Annotated in this window: 15 protein-coding genes and 1 pseudogene; 6 read left to right on the forward strand and 10 right to left on the reverse strand. The window is 71.4% G+C overall.

Annotation, left to right across the window (positions count from 1 at the left end; all coding sequences use genetic code 11):
* Nucleotides 1-28: 28 nt before the first annotated feature.
* From AS594_RS08195 to AS594_RS08205, 3 genes are read right to left on the reverse strand one after another with little or no spacing between them, the layout of a single operon-like run.
* Complete coding sequence (locus tag AS594_RS08195; protein WP_069926346.1) at nucleotides 29-1,336, reverse strand: ABC transporter substrate-binding protein; 1,308 nt, start codon at nucleotides 1,334-1,336, stop codon at nucleotides 29-31.
* Nucleotides 1,336-2,169 (reverse strand): carbohydrate ABC transporter permease, encoded by an 834-nt coding sequence (locus tag AS594_RS08200; protein ID WP_069926347.1) that lies wholly within the window; start codon nucleotides 2,167-2,169, stop codon nucleotides 1,336-1,338. The genes AS594_RS08195 and AS594_RS08200 overlap by 1 nt, the downstream gene beginning before the upstream one ends.
* Nucleotides 2,170-2,171: 2 nt before the next feature.
* A complete protein-coding gene (locus AS594_RS08205) occupies nucleotides 2,172-3,101 on the reverse strand; it encodes a carbohydrate ABC transporter permease (protein ID WP_420877767.1) in 930 nt (309 codons plus the stop codon).
* Nucleotides 3,102-3,194: 93 nt separating this feature from the next.
* On the opposite strand from AS594_RS08205, the pseudogene AS594_RS08210 reads away from it, so the two are divergent.
* Nucleotides 3,195-4,056, forward strand: a pseudogene (locus tag AS594_RS08210) (phosphotransferase enzyme family protein).
* A 199-nt stretch (nucleotides 4,057-4,255) separates the two neighbouring features.
* On the opposite strand, the gene AS594_RS08215 reads toward AS594_RS08210, so the two are convergent.
* From AS594_RS08215 to AS594_RS08230, 4 genes are all read right to left on the reverse strand, one after another.
* Entirely contained in the window at nucleotides 4,256-4,978 is a 723-nt protein-coding gene (locus tag AS594_RS08215) for a 3'-5' exonuclease (RefSeq protein WP_069926349.1), read from the reverse strand.
* A gap of 91 nt (nucleotides 4,979-5,069) precedes the next feature.
* Nucleotides 5,070-6,314 (reverse strand): SAV2148 family HEPN domain-containing protein, encoded by a 1,245-nt coding sequence (locus AS594_RS08220; protein WP_079148255.1) that lies wholly within the window; start codon nucleotides 6,312-6,314, stop codon nucleotides 5,070-5,072.
* A gap of 109 nt (nucleotides 6,315-6,423) precedes the next feature.
* Nucleotides 6,424-7,770: a copper amine oxidase gene (locus tag AS594_RS08225; protein WP_069926351.1), complete on the reverse strand. Its 1,347-nt coding sequence runs from the start codon at nucleotides 7,768-7,770 to the stop codon at nucleotides 6,424-6,426.
* Nucleotides 7,771-7,843: 73 nt separating this feature from the next.
* Nucleotides 7,844-8,710, reverse strand: a complete 867-nt coding sequence (locus AS594_RS08230) for a Tat pathway signal sequence domain protein (RefSeq protein WP_069926352.1) — start codon at nucleotides 8,708-8,710, stop codon at nucleotides 7,844-7,846.
* 187 nt (nucleotides 8,711-8,897) lie between these two features.
* Between AS594_RS08230 and glgX the strand changes: the two genes are divergently transcribed.
* Together glgX and treY are read left to right on the forward strand one after the other, a co-directional pair.
* The gene (glgX, locus tag AS594_RS08235; protein ID WP_069926353.1) at nucleotides 8,898-11,015 is read left to right on the forward strand and encodes a glycogen debranching protein GlgX; all 2,118 of its coding nucleotides are present in this window, start codon (nucleotides 8,898-8,900) and stop codon (nucleotides 11,013-11,015) included.
* A gap of 192 nt (nucleotides 11,016-11,207) precedes the next feature.
* The gene (gene treY / locus AS594_RS08240; RefSeq protein ID WP_069926354.1) at nucleotides 11,208-13,574 is read left to right on the forward strand and encodes a malto-oligosyltrehalose synthase; all 2,367 of its coding nucleotides are present in this window, start codon (nucleotides 11,208-11,210) and stop codon (nucleotides 13,572-13,574) included.
* A 145-nt stretch (nucleotides 13,575-13,719) separates the two neighbouring features.
* On the opposite strand, the gene AS594_RS08245 is transcribed toward treY, so the two are convergent.
* Nucleotides 13,720-14,268, reverse strand: coding sequence for a DUF1707 and FHA domain-containing protein (locus AS594_RS08245; RefSeq protein WP_069926355.1), 549 nt, complete (start codon nucleotides 14,266-14,268; stop codon nucleotides 13,720-13,722).
* A gap of 144 nt (nucleotides 14,269-14,412) precedes the next feature.
* Here AS594_RS08245 and AS594_RS08250 point away from each other — a divergent pair, with 144 nt between their 5' ends.
* Nucleotides 14,413-15,375: a GNAT family N-acetyltransferase gene (locus AS594_RS08250; RefSeq protein ID WP_069926356.1), complete on the forward strand. Its 963-nt coding sequence runs from the start codon at nucleotides 14,413-14,415 to the stop codon at nucleotides 15,373-15,375.
* Nucleotides 15,376-15,445: 70 nt separating this feature from the next.
* A complete protein-coding gene (treZ, locus tag AS594_RS08255; RefSeq protein ID WP_069926357.1) occupies nucleotides 15,446-17,203 on the forward strand; it encodes a malto-oligosyltrehalose trehalohydrolase in 1,758 nt (585 codons plus the stop codon).
* A gap of 97 nt (nucleotides 17,204-17,300) precedes the next feature.
* On the opposite strand, the gene AS594_RS08260 is transcribed toward treZ, so the two are convergent.
* Entirely contained in the window at nucleotides 17,301-18,377 is a 1,077-nt protein-coding gene (locus AS594_RS08260) for an aminopeptidase P family protein (RefSeq protein WP_069930355.1), read from the reverse strand.
* Nucleotides 18,378-18,549: 172 nt separating this feature from the next.
* A complete protein-coding gene (locus AS594_RS08265) occupies nucleotides 18,550-19,227 on the reverse strand; it encodes a nucleoside/nucleotide kinase family protein (RefSeq protein WP_069933216.1) in 678 nt (225 codons plus the stop codon).
* Nucleotides 19,228-19,365: 138 nt separating this feature from the next.
* Here AS594_RS08265 and AS594_RS08270 point away from each other — a divergent pair, with 138 nt between their 5' ends.
* Nucleotides 19,366-19,755: a VOC family protein gene (locus tag AS594_RS08270; protein ID WP_069926359.1), complete on the forward strand. Its 390-nt coding sequence runs from the start codon at nucleotides 19,366-19,368 to the stop codon at nucleotides 19,753-19,755.
* The last annotated feature ends 21 nt before the right edge of the window (nucleotides 19,756-19,776 follow it).

Consider the following 19,776-nt stretch of genomic DNA (forward strand, 5'->3'; position numbering starts at 1 on the left):
GTCCTTCACATGTACTGCCCGTGCCCTTTCACCGCTGGTAGCGGGCGAGCACCAGATTTCCGTCCTCGACCAGGCGTTTCCTCAGCTCTTCGGCGTCGATCGCGCCGCTGTAGTACTCCTGGTAGGCGGGGGTCGCCACCTTGTCCTTCCACTCGGGGTAGCCGCGCACGGACTGGGCCGGGGCCGGAACCAGGTGCTCGGCGAGGGCCGCGCCGGTGGCCCAGCCGTCCTTCTCGGTACGCAGCGCCGGGTCCTTCAGGGCGGCGGTGCCGGTCGGGAGCATCCAGTCGCCCTTGGCGAGGCGCGCCATGTTCGCGGGTTGGAGGAAGAAGTCGATGAACTCCATCGCCTCCTTCTTGTACGGACTGTCCTCGGCGATGGAGAGCGTCTGGGGACTCACGCCCTGCACCGGTCCCTCGTCCCCCGCCGGAGCGGGCAGCACCTTCCACCGGAACCCCTCGGGCGCCTGCTGGGCGATCTGCTGCCGGTAGGAGAATCCGAGGGGCACCATGGCGTACTTGCCGCCGAAGAAGCCGGGCAGGGTGTCGGAGCCGCCCATGCCGAGGGTGGCCGCCGATGCGCTCCGGTCGGTGTTGACCTGGTCGTGGACGGTGTCGGCCACCACGGCGTCGCCCTCGGTGAAGCGCACCTCGGCTCTGCCGTCCTCGTCGCGGTGGAAGAGCTGCCCGCCTGCCGAGAGGCCGAGGTTGAGGGTGGCCGAGACCGGGTCCTTGAGCGGCCAGGCCACACCGAACGTCTTGCCGTCGCCGCCGCTCAGTTCCTTGGCGATTTGTCGGAACTCCGGCCAGCTCCACGGCCTTTCGGGAGTCGGGACGCGTACTCCGGACTCTTCGAGGATCTTCTCGTTGGCGATCAGGACCCTCGGCTCCTGGAGGAACGGCACGCCGTACACCCCCTCGCCGAAGGTGGTGGTCTCCCAGCCGCGCCGCGGGATATCGCTCCTGAGCCGGGCGGGCAGCAGCTTGCGCAGATCGGCGAGGTAGCCTCCGTACGCGAAGTCGGCGAGGTCGTCGGAGGCGTCGTGGATGATGTCCGGGGCCTCGCCGCCCTCGAAGGACGTCAGCAACTGGTCGTGGACACTGTCCCAGCTGCCGTGGACGTACTCGACGCGGACCTCGGGGTGCGCGGCGTTCCACTCCTCGACGAGTTCCTTGTTGGCGTCGACGGATTCCTTCTGCCAGGCGAGGGACTGGAAGCGGAGCGTGATCCTCCCGTCGGCGTCCCTGCCGCGGCCGCCGCCGTCCGAGCAGCCGGTGAGCAGCAGCGACGCGAGCGCCACGGCGGTGACGGTGAGCCGGGCGGGTTTCTTGAGCATCACCCCTTCACCGCCCCGGCCGTCATCCCGCCCGTGATCCGCTTCTGGATGAGGGCGAACACGACGAGGGAGGGCAGCGTGGCGAGGAACGCGGCGGCGGCGAGCGGGCCCAGATCGGCCACCCCCTCCGCGCCGAGAAAGTGTGTGAGGACTACGGGCAATGTCTGCTTCTCCGGGGTCTTGAGGAGGACGAGCGCGAAGAAGAACTCGTTCCATGCGGTGATGAACGCGAACAGCGCGGTGGCGACGACGCCGGGGGCCAGCAGCGGGGCGATGACCGAGACGAGCGTGCGGAGCCTGCTCGCGCCGTCGACCGCGGCGGCCTCCTCCAGCTCGCGCGGTACGGCCCGGACGTAACCGACCAGCATCCAGAGCGCGAAGGGCAGCGACCACACGACGTACACCGTGATCAGGCCGGGGAGCGAGTTGACGAGGTGGAGGTTCTTGAGGATCAGGAACAGCGGGATGATCACCAGAACGAAGGGGAACGCCTGGCTGACCACCACCCATCCGGTGGCGGCCGCGGAGAGCTTGGTGCGGTGGCGGGCCATGACGTAGGCCATCGGCGTCGCGATGACCACCGCGATCAGGGCAGCCGAAAGAGCGGCGAGCAGGCTGTTGAGCGCCGCTTCCAGCAGGGGCTGTTCGTCGAAAGCCTGGCGGAAATTGCCGAGCGTCGGGTCCCGCGGGATCCATGTGGGGTGCAGGGAGCCGAGTTCACGCGGCGGCTTGAAGGCCGTCGAGACCAGCCAGAGGAAGGGGAAGGCGAGAAAGACGAGGTAACAGACGAGCGCGAGGTACTGGCCGGCGCGCGTGGACCTGCGGGTGCGCATCGTCACTGGTCGTCGCCTCCCTTCAGGCGGCCCACGAGGTAGCAGGCGAGCATCACGGAGATCACGGCGACCATGACGCAGCCCATGGCCGCGGCGTAACCGAACTGGCCGTAACGAAAGGCTTGTTCGTAGGCGAAGAGCATGGGGAGGCGGGTGCGGCCGCCGGGTCCGCCGTTGGTCAGGACGTACACCAGCGCGAAGGAATTGAAATTCCAGATGAAGTTGAGCGCCGTGATGGCCAGGGCGACGGGTTTGATCGCGGGCCAGGTGACGGTACGGAACCGGCGCCAGGCGCCAGCGCCGTCGAGGGCAGCGGCTTCGTGCAGCTCGTGCGGGGTGTTCTGGAGGCCGGCGAGCAGGGCGACCGTGGTCTGCGGCATGCCCGCCCATATGCCGACGAGTATGACGGCGGGGAGGGCGGTGGCCAGGCCCGTCAGCCAGTCGCGCCCGTCACCGAGACCGAAGTCGCGGACGGTCTCGTTCAGGATTCCGGCGTCGGGGTTGTAGACGAGGCGCCACATGATGCCGACGACCACTTCGGGCATCGCCCAGGGGATGATCGCGAGTGCCCTCGCCAGCCAGCGGAAGCGGAGGTTCTGGTTGAGCAGGAGGGCGAGACCGAGCGCCAGCAAGAACTGCGGAACGGTCACCCCCACCGCCCACAGCAGGCCGATCCGGAACGAGTCCCAGAACAGCGTGTCGCGCAGCAGGTCCTGGAAGTTCAGCAGGCCGATCCACTGGGTGGGTGTGGTGCGGCCCGACTGCGAGTCGGTGAAGGCGAGAGCTGTGCCGTAGAGCAGCGGGCCGACACTGAGGATCAGGATCGGGATCAGCGCGGGCAGCACCAGGAACCAGGCTCCACCGCCGGACTTCGTTCCGGACCGCGATTTCGCGGTCTGTAATGTCACGGATTCGACTCCTTCGGGCGGCATGTAGGGGTCTGGCCGTCCCGGCGGCCCTCGTCATCGTGCTGACGGGTCGTCGGTTCGTCAACCCCACCTGCGGTGATGCGAGAATCTGTGCTCATGGACGAGACAAGGGCACGCGAGGTCCTGGCCGTCGCCGGGCTCCCCGCCTCCACCACCGGTGCGAAGCTGCTGGCGCTGGGCGAGAACGCGGTCTTCGCGACCGGCGCCCTGGCCGTCAAGGTCGGGCGCCGGGACCCGGAGCTGGTGGCCCGTGCGGAGCGCGAACTGGCCGTGGCCGCCTGGCTCGCCTCTGCGGGCGTCCCGGCCGTACGGGCCGCCGAGCCGAAGCCCCGCCTGGTGGACGGTCATCCGGTGACGCTGTGGCACCGGCTGCCCGAGTCCGTACGCCCCGCCGGCCCCGGCGACCTGGCGGAGCTGCTGCGCCTCGTCCACGCACTCCCCGCTCCCCCTTCCCGCTCCCCGGCGCGAACTGCTCGGCGGCGTCGAGCGGTGGCTGCGGCTCGCCGGGGACGCGATCGACCCCGCCGACGCGGCGTACCTGCGCGCGCGGCGCGACGGCTTCACGGCGGCGTCGGCCGCACTCACCCCGCACCTGCCGCAGGGCCCGATCCACGGCGACGCGCTCCCCCGCAACGTCCATGTCGGCCCCGAAGGCCCCGTACTGGTCGACCTGGAGACCTTCGCCGCCGACTTCCGCGAGCACGACCTGGTGGTCATGGCCCTCTCGCGCGACCGGTACGGCCTGGCGCCGGAGGCGTACGACGCGTTCACTTCGGCGTACGGCTGGGACGTACGCGAATGGGCCGGCTGCGCGGTGCTGCGCGGCGCCCGCGAGACGGCGAGCTGTGCCTGGGTGGCGCAGCACGCCCCGTCCAGCCCGGCGGCGCTCGCCGAGTTCCGCAGGCGAGTGGCGTCCCTGCGCGACGGGGACACGGCGGTGCGCTGGTACCCGTTCTGACGCGCGAGGACGCGGGGCGAGGCGCAGGGTGCGGGCACAGGGCGAGGAGCGGCGGCCGCCTGGCGCGGGGCGCGAGTGGCCGAGGCGCTCGGGTGGCGCCGGGTGCGGCAGGACTGGTTCCGCTCGGGGCCGGTTTCGCGGGGGGGGCCGGTCTCGCTCGGGGCGGCCGGTTTCGCGCGGGGCCGGTTCGGCGCTGTGTTCAGAGCACGGCAGGCGTCAGTTCGCGCAAGGGCCACCGGGGATCGATGACCGCGTCCGCTGTCCCCTTCTTGCGGAGGAACTCCTGGAAGTTCGCAGCCCAGTCGGCGTACCACCGGATCTGCCGCTCGTGCAGCTCGGCAGGGTCCAGCGCGGCGACCGACGGGTGGCGCTCGGCTATCGCGAGGGCGACCCTGACCGCCGCGAGAGCGTCGGCCGAGGCTTCGTGGGCACCGTCGAGGACCACGCCGTACTCGACGCAGACCGCTTCCAGCGTCCGCTTGCCCTTGCGGTAGCGGTCGACGGCTCGGTCGATCGTGTACGGGTCGATGACGGGGCCGAGGCCGGCGCCACCGCGCCGCTCGCTCAGCGACGGCAGCCCGTACCTGCGCAACTCCGCCGCGAGCAGCGTCAGATCGAAGGCCGCGTTGTAGGCGACGACCGGCACGCCCTGCGCCCAGTACCCGGTCAGCGTCTCCGCGATCTGGTCGGCCACCTCATGGGCGGGCCTGCCCTCCGCCCCGGCCCGCTCGCTGCTGATCCCGTGGATCGCCGACGCCTGCGCCGGGATGCGGATGCCGGGGTCGGCCAGCCAGTCGCGCTGGCGTGACACCTCGCCGTTCCGCACTCCGACGATCGAGGCCGTGACGATCCGGGACTCCAGCGGCTCCGTGCCGGTCGTCTCCAGGTCGAATCCGACCAGCGGTTCCCCGTGCCATCCCATCGTGGGACCTCCTTCGTGATGCTCCCCGTGCTGCTCCCCCCGGAAGATCCCCGGTGGAAAACCACCCTCGCACGCACCACTGACAACGCCCTCAGGACACCGGTCGGGAGTCCACCCACACGGCTTCGAATTCCTCCCGGTATGTGTCGAAAAGACCGCCTTCGGCATCTTGACCGTCATGTCCGTGCCTGACCACGCCGCGCCCGCCACCCCGCAGCACCAGCACCGGCGCCTCCATGCCGCGCGCCTTGCGCAGATACGTCTGCACGACGGCGAGCCCGTCCGAGCCGTCCCCGTCCACCAGATACGCCGTGAAGCGCGGCGTCTCGTCGAAGACCTGGATCTCGAACGCCCCCGGGTCGCGGAGCTTCGAGCGCACCCGCCGCATGTGGAGGATGTTCATCTCCACCGACCGGCTCAACTCACCCTTTGCCAAGCCCAGTTCGCGTTCCCGTCGCCGGACCGCGCTGCTCGCCGGATTGAGGAAGAGAAGGCGTATGCGGCACCCCGACTCGGCCAGCCGCACCAGCCGCCGGCCGGAGAAGTTCTGGACGAGGAGGTTCAGCCCTATGCCGATCGCGTCGAGCCGCCGCGCCCCGCCGAAAAGGTCCTCGGCGGGAAGCTGGCGCTGGAGACGGACCCGGTCCGAGTGGACGCTGACCACATCGGCGTACCTGTCCCCCACCAGTTCCTCGACGGCGTCCACCTTGAGCCGGCCGGCGGACTGCACACCGGCCCCGCTGCCCAGGATCTCCAGGAGCCGCGCGGACGCCCGTTCCGCCTGCGCCAGCACGGCCTCGGACAGCGCCCGGTTGCGCGAGACGACGTTACGGGTGACTTCCAGCTCGTCCAGGGCCAGTTCGACATCGCGCCGGTCGTCGAAATACGGCTCGAAGCACGGCCAGTGCTGCACCATCAGCTCGCGGAGCTGGGGCAGCGTGAGGAAGCTGATGACGTTGTCGTCGGCGGGGTCGAGCAGGTACCCCTTCCGGCGCGAGACCTCGCGCACCGCGACGGCGCGCTGCACCCACTCCTGACCGGCCGGCCCCGCTGCCGCGACCACCCAGTCGTCCTCGCCGTGCACCGGCTCGTAGATGGGCCGGAGAACGGCGGCGACGACGGCACGCAGCCGCTGCTCCACGAGGTTCAGCCAGATGTAGGCCCGGCCGGCCCGCTGGGCGCGCGTACGCACCTCGCTCCAGGCGTCCGCGCCCCAGTCCAGTTCCGCCCCGATCTCCATCGGGCGAGCGACCGACACCGCTCCGGGCGGGACGCCTGCGGAACCCCCCTCGTGACCTGCGTCACCGGGGGGCAGTTCCAGCCCTCCCGAGCTCACCCACGCACCGCCTTCAGCTCCTGGAAGCCCCGTCTCCAACGATCAAGGAAGGGTACTCCGGGAGCGGGAGGCGGTGCAGCCGGATGCGCAGGCTCTTTTCCCAAGTCCCTTATTCGTAATGCCCGTTCTGTCCTGCGAGATCGGCCGGAGTGAGCGGATTCATAGCGGTTACGTCCCTGGGGGCGAGCTGGAAACCCTGCCAGTGGACCGGCATGGGCTGCTGGTCCTCGTCCCGCGCGATGTGGTGGAAACCGATGTTGACCCACGCGATGGGGTTCTTGAGGGCTTCACCGTTCACCCACTTGTCCACGCTGTTCGGCGCGTTCGCGCTCCCGCAGTCGCGGATGTTATTGCTGGCGAACTGCTCACACTTGCGGTAGTTCGTGAAGTACACGTCGTGCTTCGTGAAGCTGCGCCCCGGGTGCTTGTTGGAGCTGCCCGGCACGATCTCGTACGAGCGCGCGTGCCCGTCCTTGTTCTTGCCGGTCGAGCTGACGACCCGCCACCACCGCATGCTCTTGGCGTCGCCCGCGAGCTCCTTGGATATGGGGGTACGGGTGGTCTTGGTGGTCGGCTTCCCGTTGCCGCGCGGCGGGGTGACCTTGGAGTCGTACTGTTCGATGCGGTTCTTGGAGCTGCCGTCGATGCCGAAATTCAGCCGCCAGAAAACGTTGTGGCTGTGGCTGGTGGCGTAGTCGCGCGCGCCCTTGCCGATCGGCCAGCCCCGCCCGTCGGTGGCGTCGTAGTCGTCCGGCGCGAGGCTGCCGGTGGCTCCGACGTTGGCGGAGACGGTGCCGTCGGAGGAGAAGCGCCACTCGGTGATGTACTCGTACCAGGACACCTTGTTGACGGTGTAGACGAGCAGGTCCTTGCCCTGGGCCTGCCAGACCTTGGTGCCCTCGTCACTGGCGAGGCGGTACGCGTGCCCGCGCGCACGCGTGGTCGTGCAGATGCCCTTGACGTTGCCCAGGTCGGGGACCCGGACCGTCCGGATCGTGCCGCCCGGGCACTCGGCCGGCTTCAGGTCCTGGAGGCCCGTACCGAAGCCGTAGCTCGTGAGGTCGTCGTACTCCTCCTTGCCGTTGTCGTAGGGCACGTGCACCTGGGCGAGCTTGCCGCTCGTCAGGACGCGGATCGGTTTGGGTTCGCCCTTGGGCTGGTACGACACCTTTTCCAGGATCAGTCCGGCGTCGCTGTCGTAGTTCCAGCACATGCGCCAGGTGGTGCCGCCGTCGAGCTTCTGCTCGATGCGGTACGCCGCGCTGCAATCGGCCGGGGCGGGCGCCGGGGCCGCGGGGGCGGCCTTCGGCGCGTTCTTGGGTGCGCTCTCGGGTGCCGCCTTGGGCGCCGCGGAGGCCGCGGAGCCGCCCGCGGCGGCGAGGCTGCCCAGCAGGGCGGCGGCCGCGAGGGTTGCGGCGGCCCGCTTGCGGGCACCAGAAGCTCTGTTGACGTGCATGAGGATGAACTCCCTCGTACGGAAGTGCGGGAAGGGACTGGGACGGATGAGCCGGGCGAGCGCGCCGAGAGGGTCAGCCGATACGGCCGACCGTCCTCGCACTCAGGTCGACGACGAGGTCGCGGGTGTCGATCCACGGCCCGTTCACGACCTTGGACGTGACGCGGACGCAGCGGTGCTCGCCGCACTTCGCGAGCGCCGCCGGCACGTTCTCCTCCCGGTCCGCCCGGTAGATGCCACCGTTCACCCACAGCTGGTCCACCGAGGTCAGCGGCTTGCCCATGGCGTCCTGGTAGTCCTCCTTCAGGCCCTTCCCGTGCGGGCTCGCCAGGATCAGCTCCGTGGCCTCACGGTTCTCCGCGCGGGTCGGCGAGGGCTGTACGCCCTTGAGCACGCCGGTCCGCTCCACCTTTCCGGTGGCGAGGTTGACGGTCTTCGTCACCAGGGCGTCGCGCTTGTAGTCGTAGTACGAGATGTCCGCGCGGCGCGGCGGCGCGGCGTCGTCGACCTCGGACGGCTGAATCTCGCTCAGGTTCGTGGCGAGGTGCTGCGGTCCCCGGTCGCCCTCGACGTCCCTGCCGCCCGCGAACTGCGACGGCGTCAGCGCGAGCTTCTCCACCCGCTCCAGCTCGGCGTCGGTCAGCGGGTCCCGGCCAGTGCCCTGCTCCCCTTCGGCCGGGGCGGCCTCGACGACGCCCGGCTCCGGCGCCTGCCCTGCCTGCGCGCTCCCGCCGTCCTCGGCGGCCCGGTCCCCCTGCGCGCTCTGCTCGCCCCCCGTGGAACCGGCGGCGGTCGCGGACCCGGTGCGCCCGCCGCGCGTGTCGTCGGCGGCGCCCGCCGGACCCGGCAGTGTCACCCCGATCATCACCGCCGTCCCGGTCACCGCTATCGCGGCCCCCGCCAGCACCTTCCCCAGATGCCGGCGCACTGTCCTGTGCACTGTGCCCCCCTAGTCTCCCGGGCGCCCCCCGCCGCTCCGCGCGTCACACGCGACAGCAACTGGCATACCGGGTATGCGTGGTCACCCGGTAGGACGGTCCGAAGTCCTAGGAGGTTGCCCCACTTTCGGGGAAGATCTGTGCGAAGTGCCCCGCAGCACCCGGATCAGAAGTGGAAGAGTCGATCGCATGCAGGTCTGGCCGGGAGAGGCTTACCCACTCGGCGCCACGTACGACGGCGCCGGAACCAATTTCGCTGTCTATTCGGAGGCCGCCGACCGCATCGAGTTGTGCCTGTTGCACGACGACGGTTCGGAGACGGCGGTGGAACTGCGCGAGTCCGACGCGTTCGTACGTCATGCCTTCCTGCCCGGCATCATGCCGGGTCAGCGCTACGGCTACCGGGTCCACGGCCCGTACGCCCCGCAGGAGGGCAAGCGGTGCAACTCCGCGAAGCTGCTGCTCGACCCCTACGCGCGGGCCATCAGCGGCAAGATCGACTGGGGCGAGGCGGTGTACGGCTACCACTTCGGGAAGCCGGACTCCCGCAACGACCTGGACTCGGCGCCGCACACGATGGCGTCGGTGGTGGTGAACCCGTACTTCGACTGGGGTGACGACCGCCCTCCGCGCACCGACTACCACCGCACGATCCTCTATGAGGCCCATGTGAAGGGCCTCACGATGATGCACCCTGACCTCCCCGACGAGCTCCGGGGGACGTACGCGGCGCTCGCGCATCCGGCGATCATCTCGCACCTGACGGAACTGGGGGTGACGGCTCTCGAGTTGATGCCGGTGCACCAGTTCGTCAACGACCACCGGCTGGCCGACGCGAAGCTGAGCAACTACTGGGGCTACAACACCATCGGTTTCTTCGCCCCGCACAACGCCTACGCCTCCTGGGGCGACCGGGGCCAGCAGGTCCTGGAGTTCAAGTCGGCCGTACGGGCGCTGCACCGGGCGGGCATCGAGGTCATCCTCGACGTCGTCTACAACCACACGGCGGAGGGCAACCACCTGGGTCCCACGCTCTCCTTCCGGGGCCTGGACAACGCCTCGTACTATCGTCTCGCCGACGATCCCCGCTACTACATGGACACCACGGGCACCGGGAACTCCCTGCTCATGCGGTCGCCGCACGTCCTCCAGCTGATCATGGACTCGCTGCGGTACTGGGTGACCGAGATGCACGTCGACGGCTTCCGCTTCGATCTGGCGGCGACGCTGGCGAGGCAGTTCCACGAGGTGGACCGGCTGTCGTCCTTCTTCGACCTGGTGCAGCAGGACCCGGTGGTGAGCCAGGTGAAGCTGATCGCGGAGCCGTGGGACGTGGGCGAGGGCGGCTACCAGGTGGGGAACTTCCCGCCGCTGTGGACCGAGTGGAACGGCAAGTACCGGGACACCGTCCGGGACCTGTGGCGGGGCGAGCCCCGGACGATCGCGGAGTTCGCCGGGCGGCTGACCGGGTCGTCCGACCTCTACCAGGACGACGGGCGCAGGCCGCTCGCGTCCATCAACTTCACCACCTGCCACGACGGATTCACCCTGGCCGACCTGGTCTCGTACAACGACAAGCACAACGAGGCCAACGGCGAGGGCAACCGGGACGGCGAGAGCCACAACCGGTCCTGGAACTGCGGGGCGGAAGGTGACACGGACGATCCCGCCATCCTGGAGCTGCGCGCCCGCCAGATGCGCAACTTCATCGCGACGCTAATGCTGTCGCAGGGCGTGCCGATGCTGTCGCACGGGGACGAGTTCGCCCGGACGCAGGGCGGCAACAACAACGCCTACTGCCAGGACAACGAGCTGTCGTGGGTCCACTGGCCCGACAAGGACGACGAGGAGGGCTCACTCCACGCCTTCACCCGGGCGATGGTGTGGCTGCGGCGGGACCATCCGGTCTTCCGGCGCAGGCGGTTCTTCCACGGGCGTCCGGTGGAGGGCACGCACGACGACCTGTCGGACATCGCGTGGTTCACCCCGGACGGCAAGGAGATGGCGCAGCGGGACTGGCAGGCGGCGCACGCGAAGGCGCTGACGGTCTTCCTCAACGGTCACGCCATCTCGGAGCCGGGGCCGCGCGGCGAGCGGATCTCGGACGACTCCTTCCTGCTCATGTTCAACGCGAGCGCGACGGATCTCGATTTCACCGTTCCGGTGAACCACGGGAAGCAGTGGCAGGTCGTGGTCGACACAGCGCGTCCCGAGGGGGTGCCGCCGGGGAGCGGTCCCAAGCTGGGCGCGGGCGAGCAGATCCTGCTGATCGGGCGCAGTCTGGTGGTGTTGCAACGGCCGGCCTAGAGGCGGGTGTGGGAGCGGGGCGGGCGGTCCACGCCGGTACGGCGCAGAGCGTGGCCGCCGCCTCCACGGGGGACACGGCCGGCACGACGGCGCGCTGTCGCTGCCGGGCATCGGGTGAACGTATTACCGGGTCATCACACGTACGCATGGGCCGATGACACAGAAGGTCCCAATGCGGGTACGTATGTTCGCATGACGCCCACCGCCACCTATCGTCTGCAACTCCGATCCGACTTCCCCTTCTCGGCCGCCGAGGAGGCGGTGCCCCATCTGGCCGCTCTCGGGGTCTCGCATCTGCATCTGTCACCCGTGCTCGAAGCCGTTCCGGGCTCCCAGCACGGATACGACGTCGTCGACCACGCGCGCGTGCGGGCCGAACTCGGCGGCGAGGAGGGACTGCGCGCGCTGTCCCGTACGGCCCGCGCGCACGGCCTCGGCCTGATCCTGGACATCGTCCCGAACCACATGGCCGTGCCTACTCCCGAGAACCTGAACCGGCCGCTGTGGGAGGTGCTCAGAGAGGGGCCCGGTTCGCCGTACGCCGGGTGGTTCGACATCGACTGGGAGGGCGGCGACGGGAAGGTCCTGCTGCCCGTGCTGGCGCACCGGATCGGTGAAGAGCTGGAGGACCTGACGGTCGACGGCGAGACCCTGCGCTACTACGACCACACGTTTCCGCTGCGCGAGGGAACGGCCGGGCTGCCGATGCCCGAGCTGCTGGACGCCCAGTGGTACCGGCTCACCTGGTGGCGGCTGGCACGGACCGAGCTGAACTACCGCCGCTTCTTCACCATCTCGGAGCTGATCGGCGTCCGGGTGGAGGACCCTGAGGTCTTCGCCGCCTCGCACGCGAAGATCCTGGAGCTCGTACGGGACGGGGTGGTGGAGGGGCTGCGCGTCGACCATCCGGACGGGCTGGCCGATCCGCAGACGTATCTGCGGCGCCTCGGTGAGGCCGTCGAGGGCCGCTGGACGGTCGTGGAGAAGATCCTGACCGGCGGCGAACGGCTGCCCGCCGAATGGCCGGTCGCGGGAACGACGGGATACGACGCGCTGTACCGGATCGACGGGCTGTTCACCGATCCCTCCGGCGCCGGGGAGCTGACCGCTCACTACCGCGATTTCGCGGGCCCCGCCGGGGATCGCGGCGGCTACTGGGAAGCGACAGTACGACGATCGGCGTACAAGGTGCTCACGCATGAGCTGGCCGCGGAGACCCGCTACCTCGTCCGTACGGCCGAACGGATCTGCGCGTCCGATCCCGCCCTGCGCGACCACGCTCCCTGGGCGCTGCTGACAGCCGTACGGGAACTGCTCGTGCGCGTTCCCGTGTACCGGCCGTACGTGACGGCCGGCGGGCCCTGTCCCGAGAGCGCCGATGCGGCCGTTCCGCTGGAGGCGGCGCGGCAGGTGAAAGCGGCGTTCGCGGTGCGCGAGGAAGCGGCGGTCGTCGATCTGGTGCGTGATCTGGCGCTGGGGAAGCTGGGCGCGGGGCCGGACCGGGCGGCGTTCTGCGCGCGGTTCGCCCAGACGGCGTCGGCGCTGCGGGCCAAGTCGGTGGAGGACACCGCCTTCTACCGGTACACGCCGCTGATCTCGGCGAACGAGGTGGGCGGTGACCCCGGGGAGCCCGGGGTGAGCCCGGCGGACTTCCACGCGTTCTGCACCCGGCTGGCGCGCGACTGGCCGGCCACCGGCACCGTGCTGTCCACGCACGACACGAAGCGCAGCGCGGACGTGCGCGCGCGGATCGCGGTGCTGTCCGAGTGCCCCGGGCGGTGGGCCGGGCTGCTCGCGGGGCTGGCCTCCGTTCCCGGCCCCGACGCACACCTCGCGTGGACGGCATGGCAGACGGCCCTCGGCTTCGGGGAGCCCGACGCGGAGCGGCTGACGGCTGCGCTGCTGAAGTCGGTGCGCGAGGCCGGTCTGCACACCAGCTGGACCGAACAGGACGAGGTGTACGAGCGGTCGGTGGCCGACTTCGTCGCGGCGGGTCCCGCGGGCCCGCCGTTCGAGACGGTGGCGAAGTTCGCGCGGGATCTGGCTCCGTACGTACGGGCCAATGTGCTCGGGGCGGCGCTGCTGCACCTGACGATGCCGGGGGTGCCGGACCTCTACCAGGGCACGGAGCGGGAGTTCCGGGCGCTGGTGGACCCGGACAACCGGCGCCCGGTCGACTTCACGCCGCCGGCGCCGGGTGACGACGGCCTCTCCGCGGAGAAGTACGCCGTCACCGTGGCGGCGCTGGGCCTGCGGCGGGCGCGGGCGGAGGTCTTCGGCGAGTCGGGGACGTACACGCCTCTCACGGCCGTGGGGCCGGCCGCGGACCACTGCGTGGCGTTCTGCCGCTCCGGGGAGGCCGTCACGGCCGTCACGCGGCTGTCGCTGCGCCTGGCGGAGGCGGGCGGCTGGCGCGACACGGCGCTGGAGCTGCCGGAGGGCAGGTGGACGGACGCCCTGGCCCCGGGCCGCTCGTTCACGGGATCGGTGCGCACGGCCGACCTCTTCACGGAACGCCCCGTGTCACTGCTCACCCGTGAGCGGGAGGAGACACCGTAGGGCCGCGCCGGACCCGGGCGCCACGCGGGACCCGCCCCGTGCCGGGCCGGTCCCGCGTGCGCTGGTGGGTTGGGGCCGGCCGCCGGGCCTTCCCGCGGTCAGCCCCACGCCCGCTTCGCGGGGCAGCTGTGGCAGAGCGGGCGGTTCAGCGCGCGGAGAGCCGGAAGGTCATCCGCCCGAAGCTCACCTGGTCCCCGTCGCGCACGAGCACCGCTCCGGTGACCCGCCGTCCGTTGACGGACGTCCCGTTGGTCGAGCCGAGGTCGCGCAGGATCCACCCGCCGCCCTGTACGGACAGTTCCGCGTGCACGCGCGAGACCGTCTCGTGGCTGAGCCGCAGACCGTTCGCGGGATCGCGTCCGATCCTCAGCGGGTACGGACCCGGCTCCGGGAACAGCAGCTTCGGCAGCCGCTCCGACTGCCAGGCCCTGCGCAGCCGCACCGTGAACGCCGAGGCGCGCTCCACCACGCCGAACACCCCCCGCGCCCAGCGGCTCTCGGGCTCCAGGTCCGAAGTGAGCACGGCCAGTTCGTCGGACCGGCGGGCGACCAGGGCCAGTTCCATCCGGCGCATGAACGTGTCGTGCGAGAGCTTCCCCTGCGCCGCGCCCTCCCTGAGCACCCCGAGCACACGGTCGCGCTCGGCGTCGGAGAGCCGAGGGGGATACGTGTGGAACTCGAAGGACGACGTCACAGACCCGATTGTCGGGCCGACCCCGCACGGGTGTCCAGAAGAACAGGGCATTCCGCCCGACCTGACCTGCACAGACGGAATTCCGTGACCGACCTCGGATGATCTTGTTACGGTCTGCGTACTCAGACACCCCAGGGGGACGGCTTGACCTCGGTACCGCACGACCAGGAACTGACCGTACGACCGCTCGCGGGACCGGAGGAGCTCGGCCTCTTCTGCCGGCTCGCGTACGTGCTCGACCACGAACTCGAGGACGACGTGGCCACCGGCCGCCGCCGCCCGGAATGGATGTGGGTGGCGCTGCGCGGGGAGCGGCTGCTGGGCCGCCTCTCCTGGTGGACCCCGAGGGCCGGCGAACCGCCGTGCGCGCTGGACTTCTTCGACCTGGACGACACGCTGGCGGAACCCGAGCGCGGCGAGATCGGTCTGCACCTCCTGGAGACTGCGTCGGCCGCCGTGCTCCCAGCCGGTGCGCCGCGTCCCGAGTACGGCCGTTTCATACCGGCGCACTGGCGTGACGACGCGGCGGCCCGCGATGTGGTCGAGGCGCGGATGCGGGTCCTGGAGAGGACCGGCGCGCGGCTGCTCGTGGAACGCCTGCGTCTCGAATGGCGCCCCGGCACCCCGCTGCCCGAGCCCACCGGCCGCCTGACGTTCCGCGGCGCGGACGACCAGGAGGAGCTGCTCGCGCTGATGACGCTGGTCCTGGAGGGCACGCTCGACGCGCACAGCCGCGCCGACCTGGCGTCGGGGCTCAGCCCGCGCGAGGCCGCCGAGTTCCAGTTCGAGGAGGAGTTCGCGGCCCTCACGTCGCCGCGCGAGTGGTGGAGGATCGCCGAACTCCCGGACGGCGGCGGTCCGGTGGGCTTCGTCCTCCCGGCGCGCAACAACTACCACCACATCATCGCGTACATCGGTGTCGTGCCGGCCCACCGCGGCCACGGCTACATCGACGACATCCTCGCCGAGGGCACGCGCGTCCTCGCCGCCCGGGACGTGCCCCGCATCCGCGCGGCGACGGACCTCGGCAACGTACCGATGGCCAAGGCGTTCGAACGCGCCGGTTACGTCAATTTCGAGCGCTCGGTCAATATGACGTGGAGCTGACGAATTACCGGCGGATCATGCCCGTCTGACGCACCATGGGTGGCGGCATCGTCGACGAGAGGGGCCGCCAGTGCGGTTCGAGGTGTGGGCACCGAAGGCCGAGCACGCCGAGCTCCGGCTGGCGGGCGGGACGTACGCCATGGAGCGCGATCCGGAGCGTGAGGGGTGGTGGGCGGCCGACGCCGACGCGGGCGAGGGCACGCGTTACGGGTTCTCCCTGGACGGCGGACCCGTGCTGCCCGACCCGCGCTCGCGCCGCCAGCCGGACGGTCCGGACGGCCTGAGCGCCGTAGTAGACCACAACAACCACGTGTGGCGGACCGCCTGGTCCGGCGGCAGGCCGCTGGCGGACGCGGTCCTCTACGAGCTGCACATCGGTACGTACACCCCCGAGGGCACCTTCGACGCCGCCGCCGCCCGCCTCGGCCATCTGGCGGAGCTGGGCGTCACCCATGTGGAGGTGATGCCCGTCTGCCCGTTCCCGGGAACGCACGGATGGGGCTACGAGGGCGTGTCGCTGTGGGCCGTGCACGAACCGTACGGCGGCCCGGAAGGGTTCAAGCGTTTCGTCGACACGGCGCACGGCCTCGGGCTCGGCGTCGTACTCGACGTCGTGCACAACCACCTGGGCCCCTCCGGCAACTACCTGCCCATGTTCGGCCCGTACTTCACCGACACGCACCACACCCCGTGGGGTTCGGCCGTCAACCTCGACGCCCCCGGGTCCGACGAGGTACGCGCGTACCTGATCGGCAGCGCTCTCGCCTGGCTGCGCGAGTACCGTGTCGACGGTCTGCGGCTCGACGCGGTGCACGCCCTCGCCGACACCCGCGCGCTGACCTTCCTGGAGGAGCTGTCCACGGCCGTGGACACCCTCTCCGCCGACACGGGCAGGCCGCTGTTCCTGATCGCCGAGTCCGACCAGGGGGACCCGCGCACGACCGCCCCGCGCGAGACCTGGGGGCTCGGTCTGCACGCGCAGTGGAACGACGACTTCCACCATGCCCTGCACACCGCTCTCACCGGCGAATCGCAGGGCTACTACGCCGACTTCGCCCGTGCGCCGCTCAGTGCGCTCGCCAAGACGCTCACGCAGGTGTTCTTTCACGACGGCACGTACTCGTCGTTCCGGGGACGCGTTCACGGCCGTGCCGTGGACCGCACGAAGACCGCCGCGCACCGCTTCCTCGGTTACGCCCAGACGCACGACCAGGTCGGCAACAGGGCCATCGGGGACCGGCTTTCCGCCACCCTCTCCCCCGGCCTGCTCGCCTGCGCCGCCACGCTGGTCCTCACCGGCCCGTACGTTCCGATGCTCTTCATGGGTGAGGAGTGGGCGGCCCGCACGCCGTGGCAGTTCTTCACCGACCACACCGATCCGGAGCTGGCGCAGGCCGTACGGGAGGGCAGGCGGCGGGAGTTCGCCGCGCACGGGTGGGCGGCGGAGGACATCCCGGACCCGCAGGACCCGCGTACCCGGGAACGCTCCTGCCTGGACTGGAGCGAGCAGGAGAACGAGCCGCACGCGCGCGTGCTGGCCTGGTACCGCGCGCTGATCGCACTGCGCCGCGAGCGGCCCGACCTCGCCGACCCGGACCTGGCGGCGGTCAAGGTCGCGTACGACGAGGACGCGCGCTGGCTGGCGTACCGGCGGGGTGACATCCGCGTCGCGGTGAACCTGTCGCGGGAGCCCGCCCTGATCGGCCTCGGCCGCAACGGCCTCAGCCGCGTGCTGGCGGCCTGGGAGCCGGTCGACGCACCGGGCTCCGACGGGCTGCTGCGCCTGCCGCCGGAGTCCTGCGTCGTACTGGGCCCCGCAAGCGGCTGACTGGGGGTGCCCCGCGACCGGGGGTGCCCGTGACCGGGGGTGCCCCGTGAGCGGGAGGCCCGCTGCCGCCGGCCGGTCCGTGGGCCGGTGGACGGTGTCAGCCGACGACGGCCAGCTCGCGGGCCGTCGTGTTGAGGCGCCGCCCACCGTCCTCCGTGACGGTCACGATGTCCTCGATGCGTACTCCGAAGCGCCCCGGGAGGTAGATACCGGGCTCGATGGAGAAGCACATGCCGGGCACGAGCGGACGGCGCTCGCCCTCGACCATGTACGGCGGTTCGTGCGTGATCACTCCGATGCCGTGTCCGGTGCGGTGGATGAACCGCTCTCCGTACCCGGCCTCGGTGATCACCGCGCGCGCCACCCGGTCGACCTGCTGGCAGGCGACCCCGGGCCGCACCGCCTCGAACGCCGCCTGCTGCGCCTCCCGTACGACGTCATGGACGCGCTGCTCCTCGGCAGTCGGGGCGCCGACGTGGACGGTGCGGGAGGTGTCGGAGCTGTAGCCGTGCTTGAGGCCGCCGAAGTCGAGCACCACCATGTCGCCCTCCTCGATGACCCGCTCGCCCGCCTCGTGGTGCGGGTCGGCGCCGTTCGGGCCACTGCCGACGACGGTGAAGTCGACCTGCTCGTGCCCGAACTGCGTCAGCAGGTGGGCGAGTTCCGCCGCCACCTCCGATTCGCGCCGCCCGGAGAAGCGCACTCTGAGGATTTCCTCGTACGTCGCGTCCGCGGCCGCGCCCGCGGCCTCCAGGCGGGCCAGCTCGGCGGCGTCCTTGACGGCCCGCAGCATGGGCAGGGCCGCCGTCAGTGACACGTACGAGGTACTGGGCAGGGCCTGCTGGAGCCCCAGCAGATGCATCGCCCAGGTGTTGTCGCTGACCGCGAAGCGGCCGGTGACGTCGAGGAGCGGCGCGGCGACGGCGTACGGGTCCTTGCCGTCCGTCCAGTCGCGCAGGGTGAGTACGGCCGCTCCGGGCGCCTGGCGCGCGTCCGGTGCCTCCAGGGTCGGCACGACGAGCACCGGTTCCTGTTCCACGGACAGTACGAGCAGCGTCAGCCGTTCGGTGTCGGCGGTGGGGCGGTAGCCGGTGAGGTGGACCAGGTCGGGTCCGGGGGCGACGAGGACGCCGTCGAGGCCGGCGTCGGCGGCCGCCTCGGCGGCGCGGGCCATCCGGGCGCGGTAGAGCTCGGCGGTGAAGGGCGCGGGAGCGGGCCCGGCGGCGGCGGACACGGGTGCGGACGCGGGGCCGCCGGGCGCGGCCGCCGCGCTCGCGGAGGTGGGGGCTCCGGATGCCGGGGCGGAGGCGGGGGGCGCGGTGGGCCGGGGCGCGGAGGACATGGCCTCATCCTGCCCGGCGCCCGGTGTCCTCGCCAGCCGTCGACCGGGCGGTGCCGGGGCCGAGGGTGACGACGAGGTCGGCGCGGTCCCGGCCGGCGGCGACCAGGCGCGCGTTGGCCTCGTCCGACGCGTGGACGAAGCGTTCGGCGGCTTCCCGGGGCTTGCCGAAGCGTTCGTGCCGGTCGACGAGGCGGCGTACCCGCTCCTCCTGGTCGAGCTCCAGGAACCACACCTCGTCGAGGAGGTCGCGTACCCGGGCCCAGGGGCCGTCGTCGTGCAGCAGGTAGTTCCCCTCGGTGACGACGAGCGGCACGTCGCACGGACCCGGCACGGCGATGCTGCCGGCGACCGGTTCCTCGGCCGACCGGTCGAAGGCGGGCGCGTAGACGACGGTGTCCGGGGTCTCGGGGGTGCGCAGCCGGGCGAGCAGCGCGGCGTATCCGGCGGCGTCGAAGGTGTCCGGGGCGCCCTTTCTGTCCGTACGCCCGAGGCGCTCCAGCTCCGCTCCGGCGAGGTGGAAGCCGTCCATGGGGACGAGTACGGCGAGCGGGCCCAGCCGGTCGACGAGGTACGCGGCGAGGGTGGACTTGCCCGCCCCGGGCGGTCCGGCGATGCCGAGGATGCGGCGGCGGCCGGGGACGACGAGGCGGCGGGCGCGGTCGGCGAGGCGGTGCGGTTCCATGCGGGCATTGTGGCGGCGCGGGCCCGGCCGGGCGCAACCCCCGGCCCCGGCCCACGCGGGCGCGGGCGCGTTCCGGGTGCCGGGTCCGGGGCCGGCGGCGCGGTTGGGAACGGGGTGGAGTGGGGAAGGACGAACCCCATGCCGCACATCGCCCTCGTCACGCTCGTCGTCCGCGACTACGACGACGCCATCGCCTTCTACACCGGTCCCCTGGGCTTCGAACTGGCCGAGGACACCGACCGGGGCGACGGCTCCCGCTGGGTCGTCGTCCGCCCGCCCGGTTCCGCCGCCGGCACGGGGCTGCTGCTGGCCCGCGCGAAGGACGACGCCCAGCTCGCGCGGGTGGGCGGGCAGACGGGCGGGCGGGTCGGTTTCTTCCTGCACACCGAGGACTTCGCGCGTGACCACGCCCGGATGACGGCGGCGGGCGTGCGCTTCCTGGAGGAGCCGCGCCATGAACCGTACGGTTCGGTCGTCGTCTTCGAGGACCTGTACGGCAACCGCTGGGACCTTCTCCAGCCCGCGTGAAGCCCTCCCGCCGGCCCCGGC

Origin of the sequence: Streptomyces agglomeratus (genome assembly GCF_001746415.1) — a bacterium.
In the GTDB taxonomy this organism is placed as follows: Bacteria; Actinomycetota; Actinomycetes; order Streptomycetales; family Streptomycetaceae; genus Streptomyces; species Streptomyces agglomeratus.

Bases quoted from the DNA above. Each gene is read 5' to 3' on its own strand.
- AS594_RS08195 (WP_069926346.1), bottom strand. From the start codon at position 1,336: ATGCTCAAGAAACCCGCCCGGCTCACCGTCACCGCCGTGGCGCTCGCG.
- AS594_RS08200 (WP_069926347.1), bottom strand. From the start codon at position 2,169: ATGCGCACCCGCAGGTCCACGCGCGCCGGCCAGTACCTCGCGCTCGTC.
- AS594_RS08205 (WP_420877767.1), bottom strand. From the start codon at position 3,101: ATGCCGCCCGAAGGAGTCGAATCCGTGACATTACAGACCGCGAAATCG.
- AS594_RS08215 (WP_069926349.1), bottom strand. From the start codon at position 4,978: ATGGGATGGCACGGGGAACCGCTGGTCGGATTCGACCTGGAGACGACC.
- AS594_RS08225 (WP_069926351.1), bottom strand. From the start codon at position 7,770: ATGCACGTCAACAGAGCTTCTGGTGCCCGCAAGCGGGCCGCCGCAACC.
- glgX (WP_069926353.1), top strand. From the start codon at position 8,898: ATGCAGGTCTGGCCGGGAGAGGCTTACCCACTCGGCGCCACGTACGAC.
- treY (WP_069926354.1), top strand. From the start codon at position 11,208: ATGACGCCCACCGCCACCTATCGTCTGCAACTCCGATCCGACTTCCCC.
- AS594_RS08260 (WP_069930355.1), bottom strand. From the start codon at position 18,377: ATGGCCCGCGCCGCCGAGGCGGCCGCCGACGCCGGCCTCGACGGCGTC.
- AS594_RS08265 (WP_069933216.1), bottom strand. From the start codon at position 19,227: ATGGAACCGCACCGCCTCGCCGACCGCGCCCGCCGCCTCGTCGTCCCC.
- AS594_RS08270 (WP_069926359.1), top strand. From the start codon at position 19,366: ATGCCGCACATCGCCCTCGTCACGCTCGTCGTCCGCGACTACGACGAC.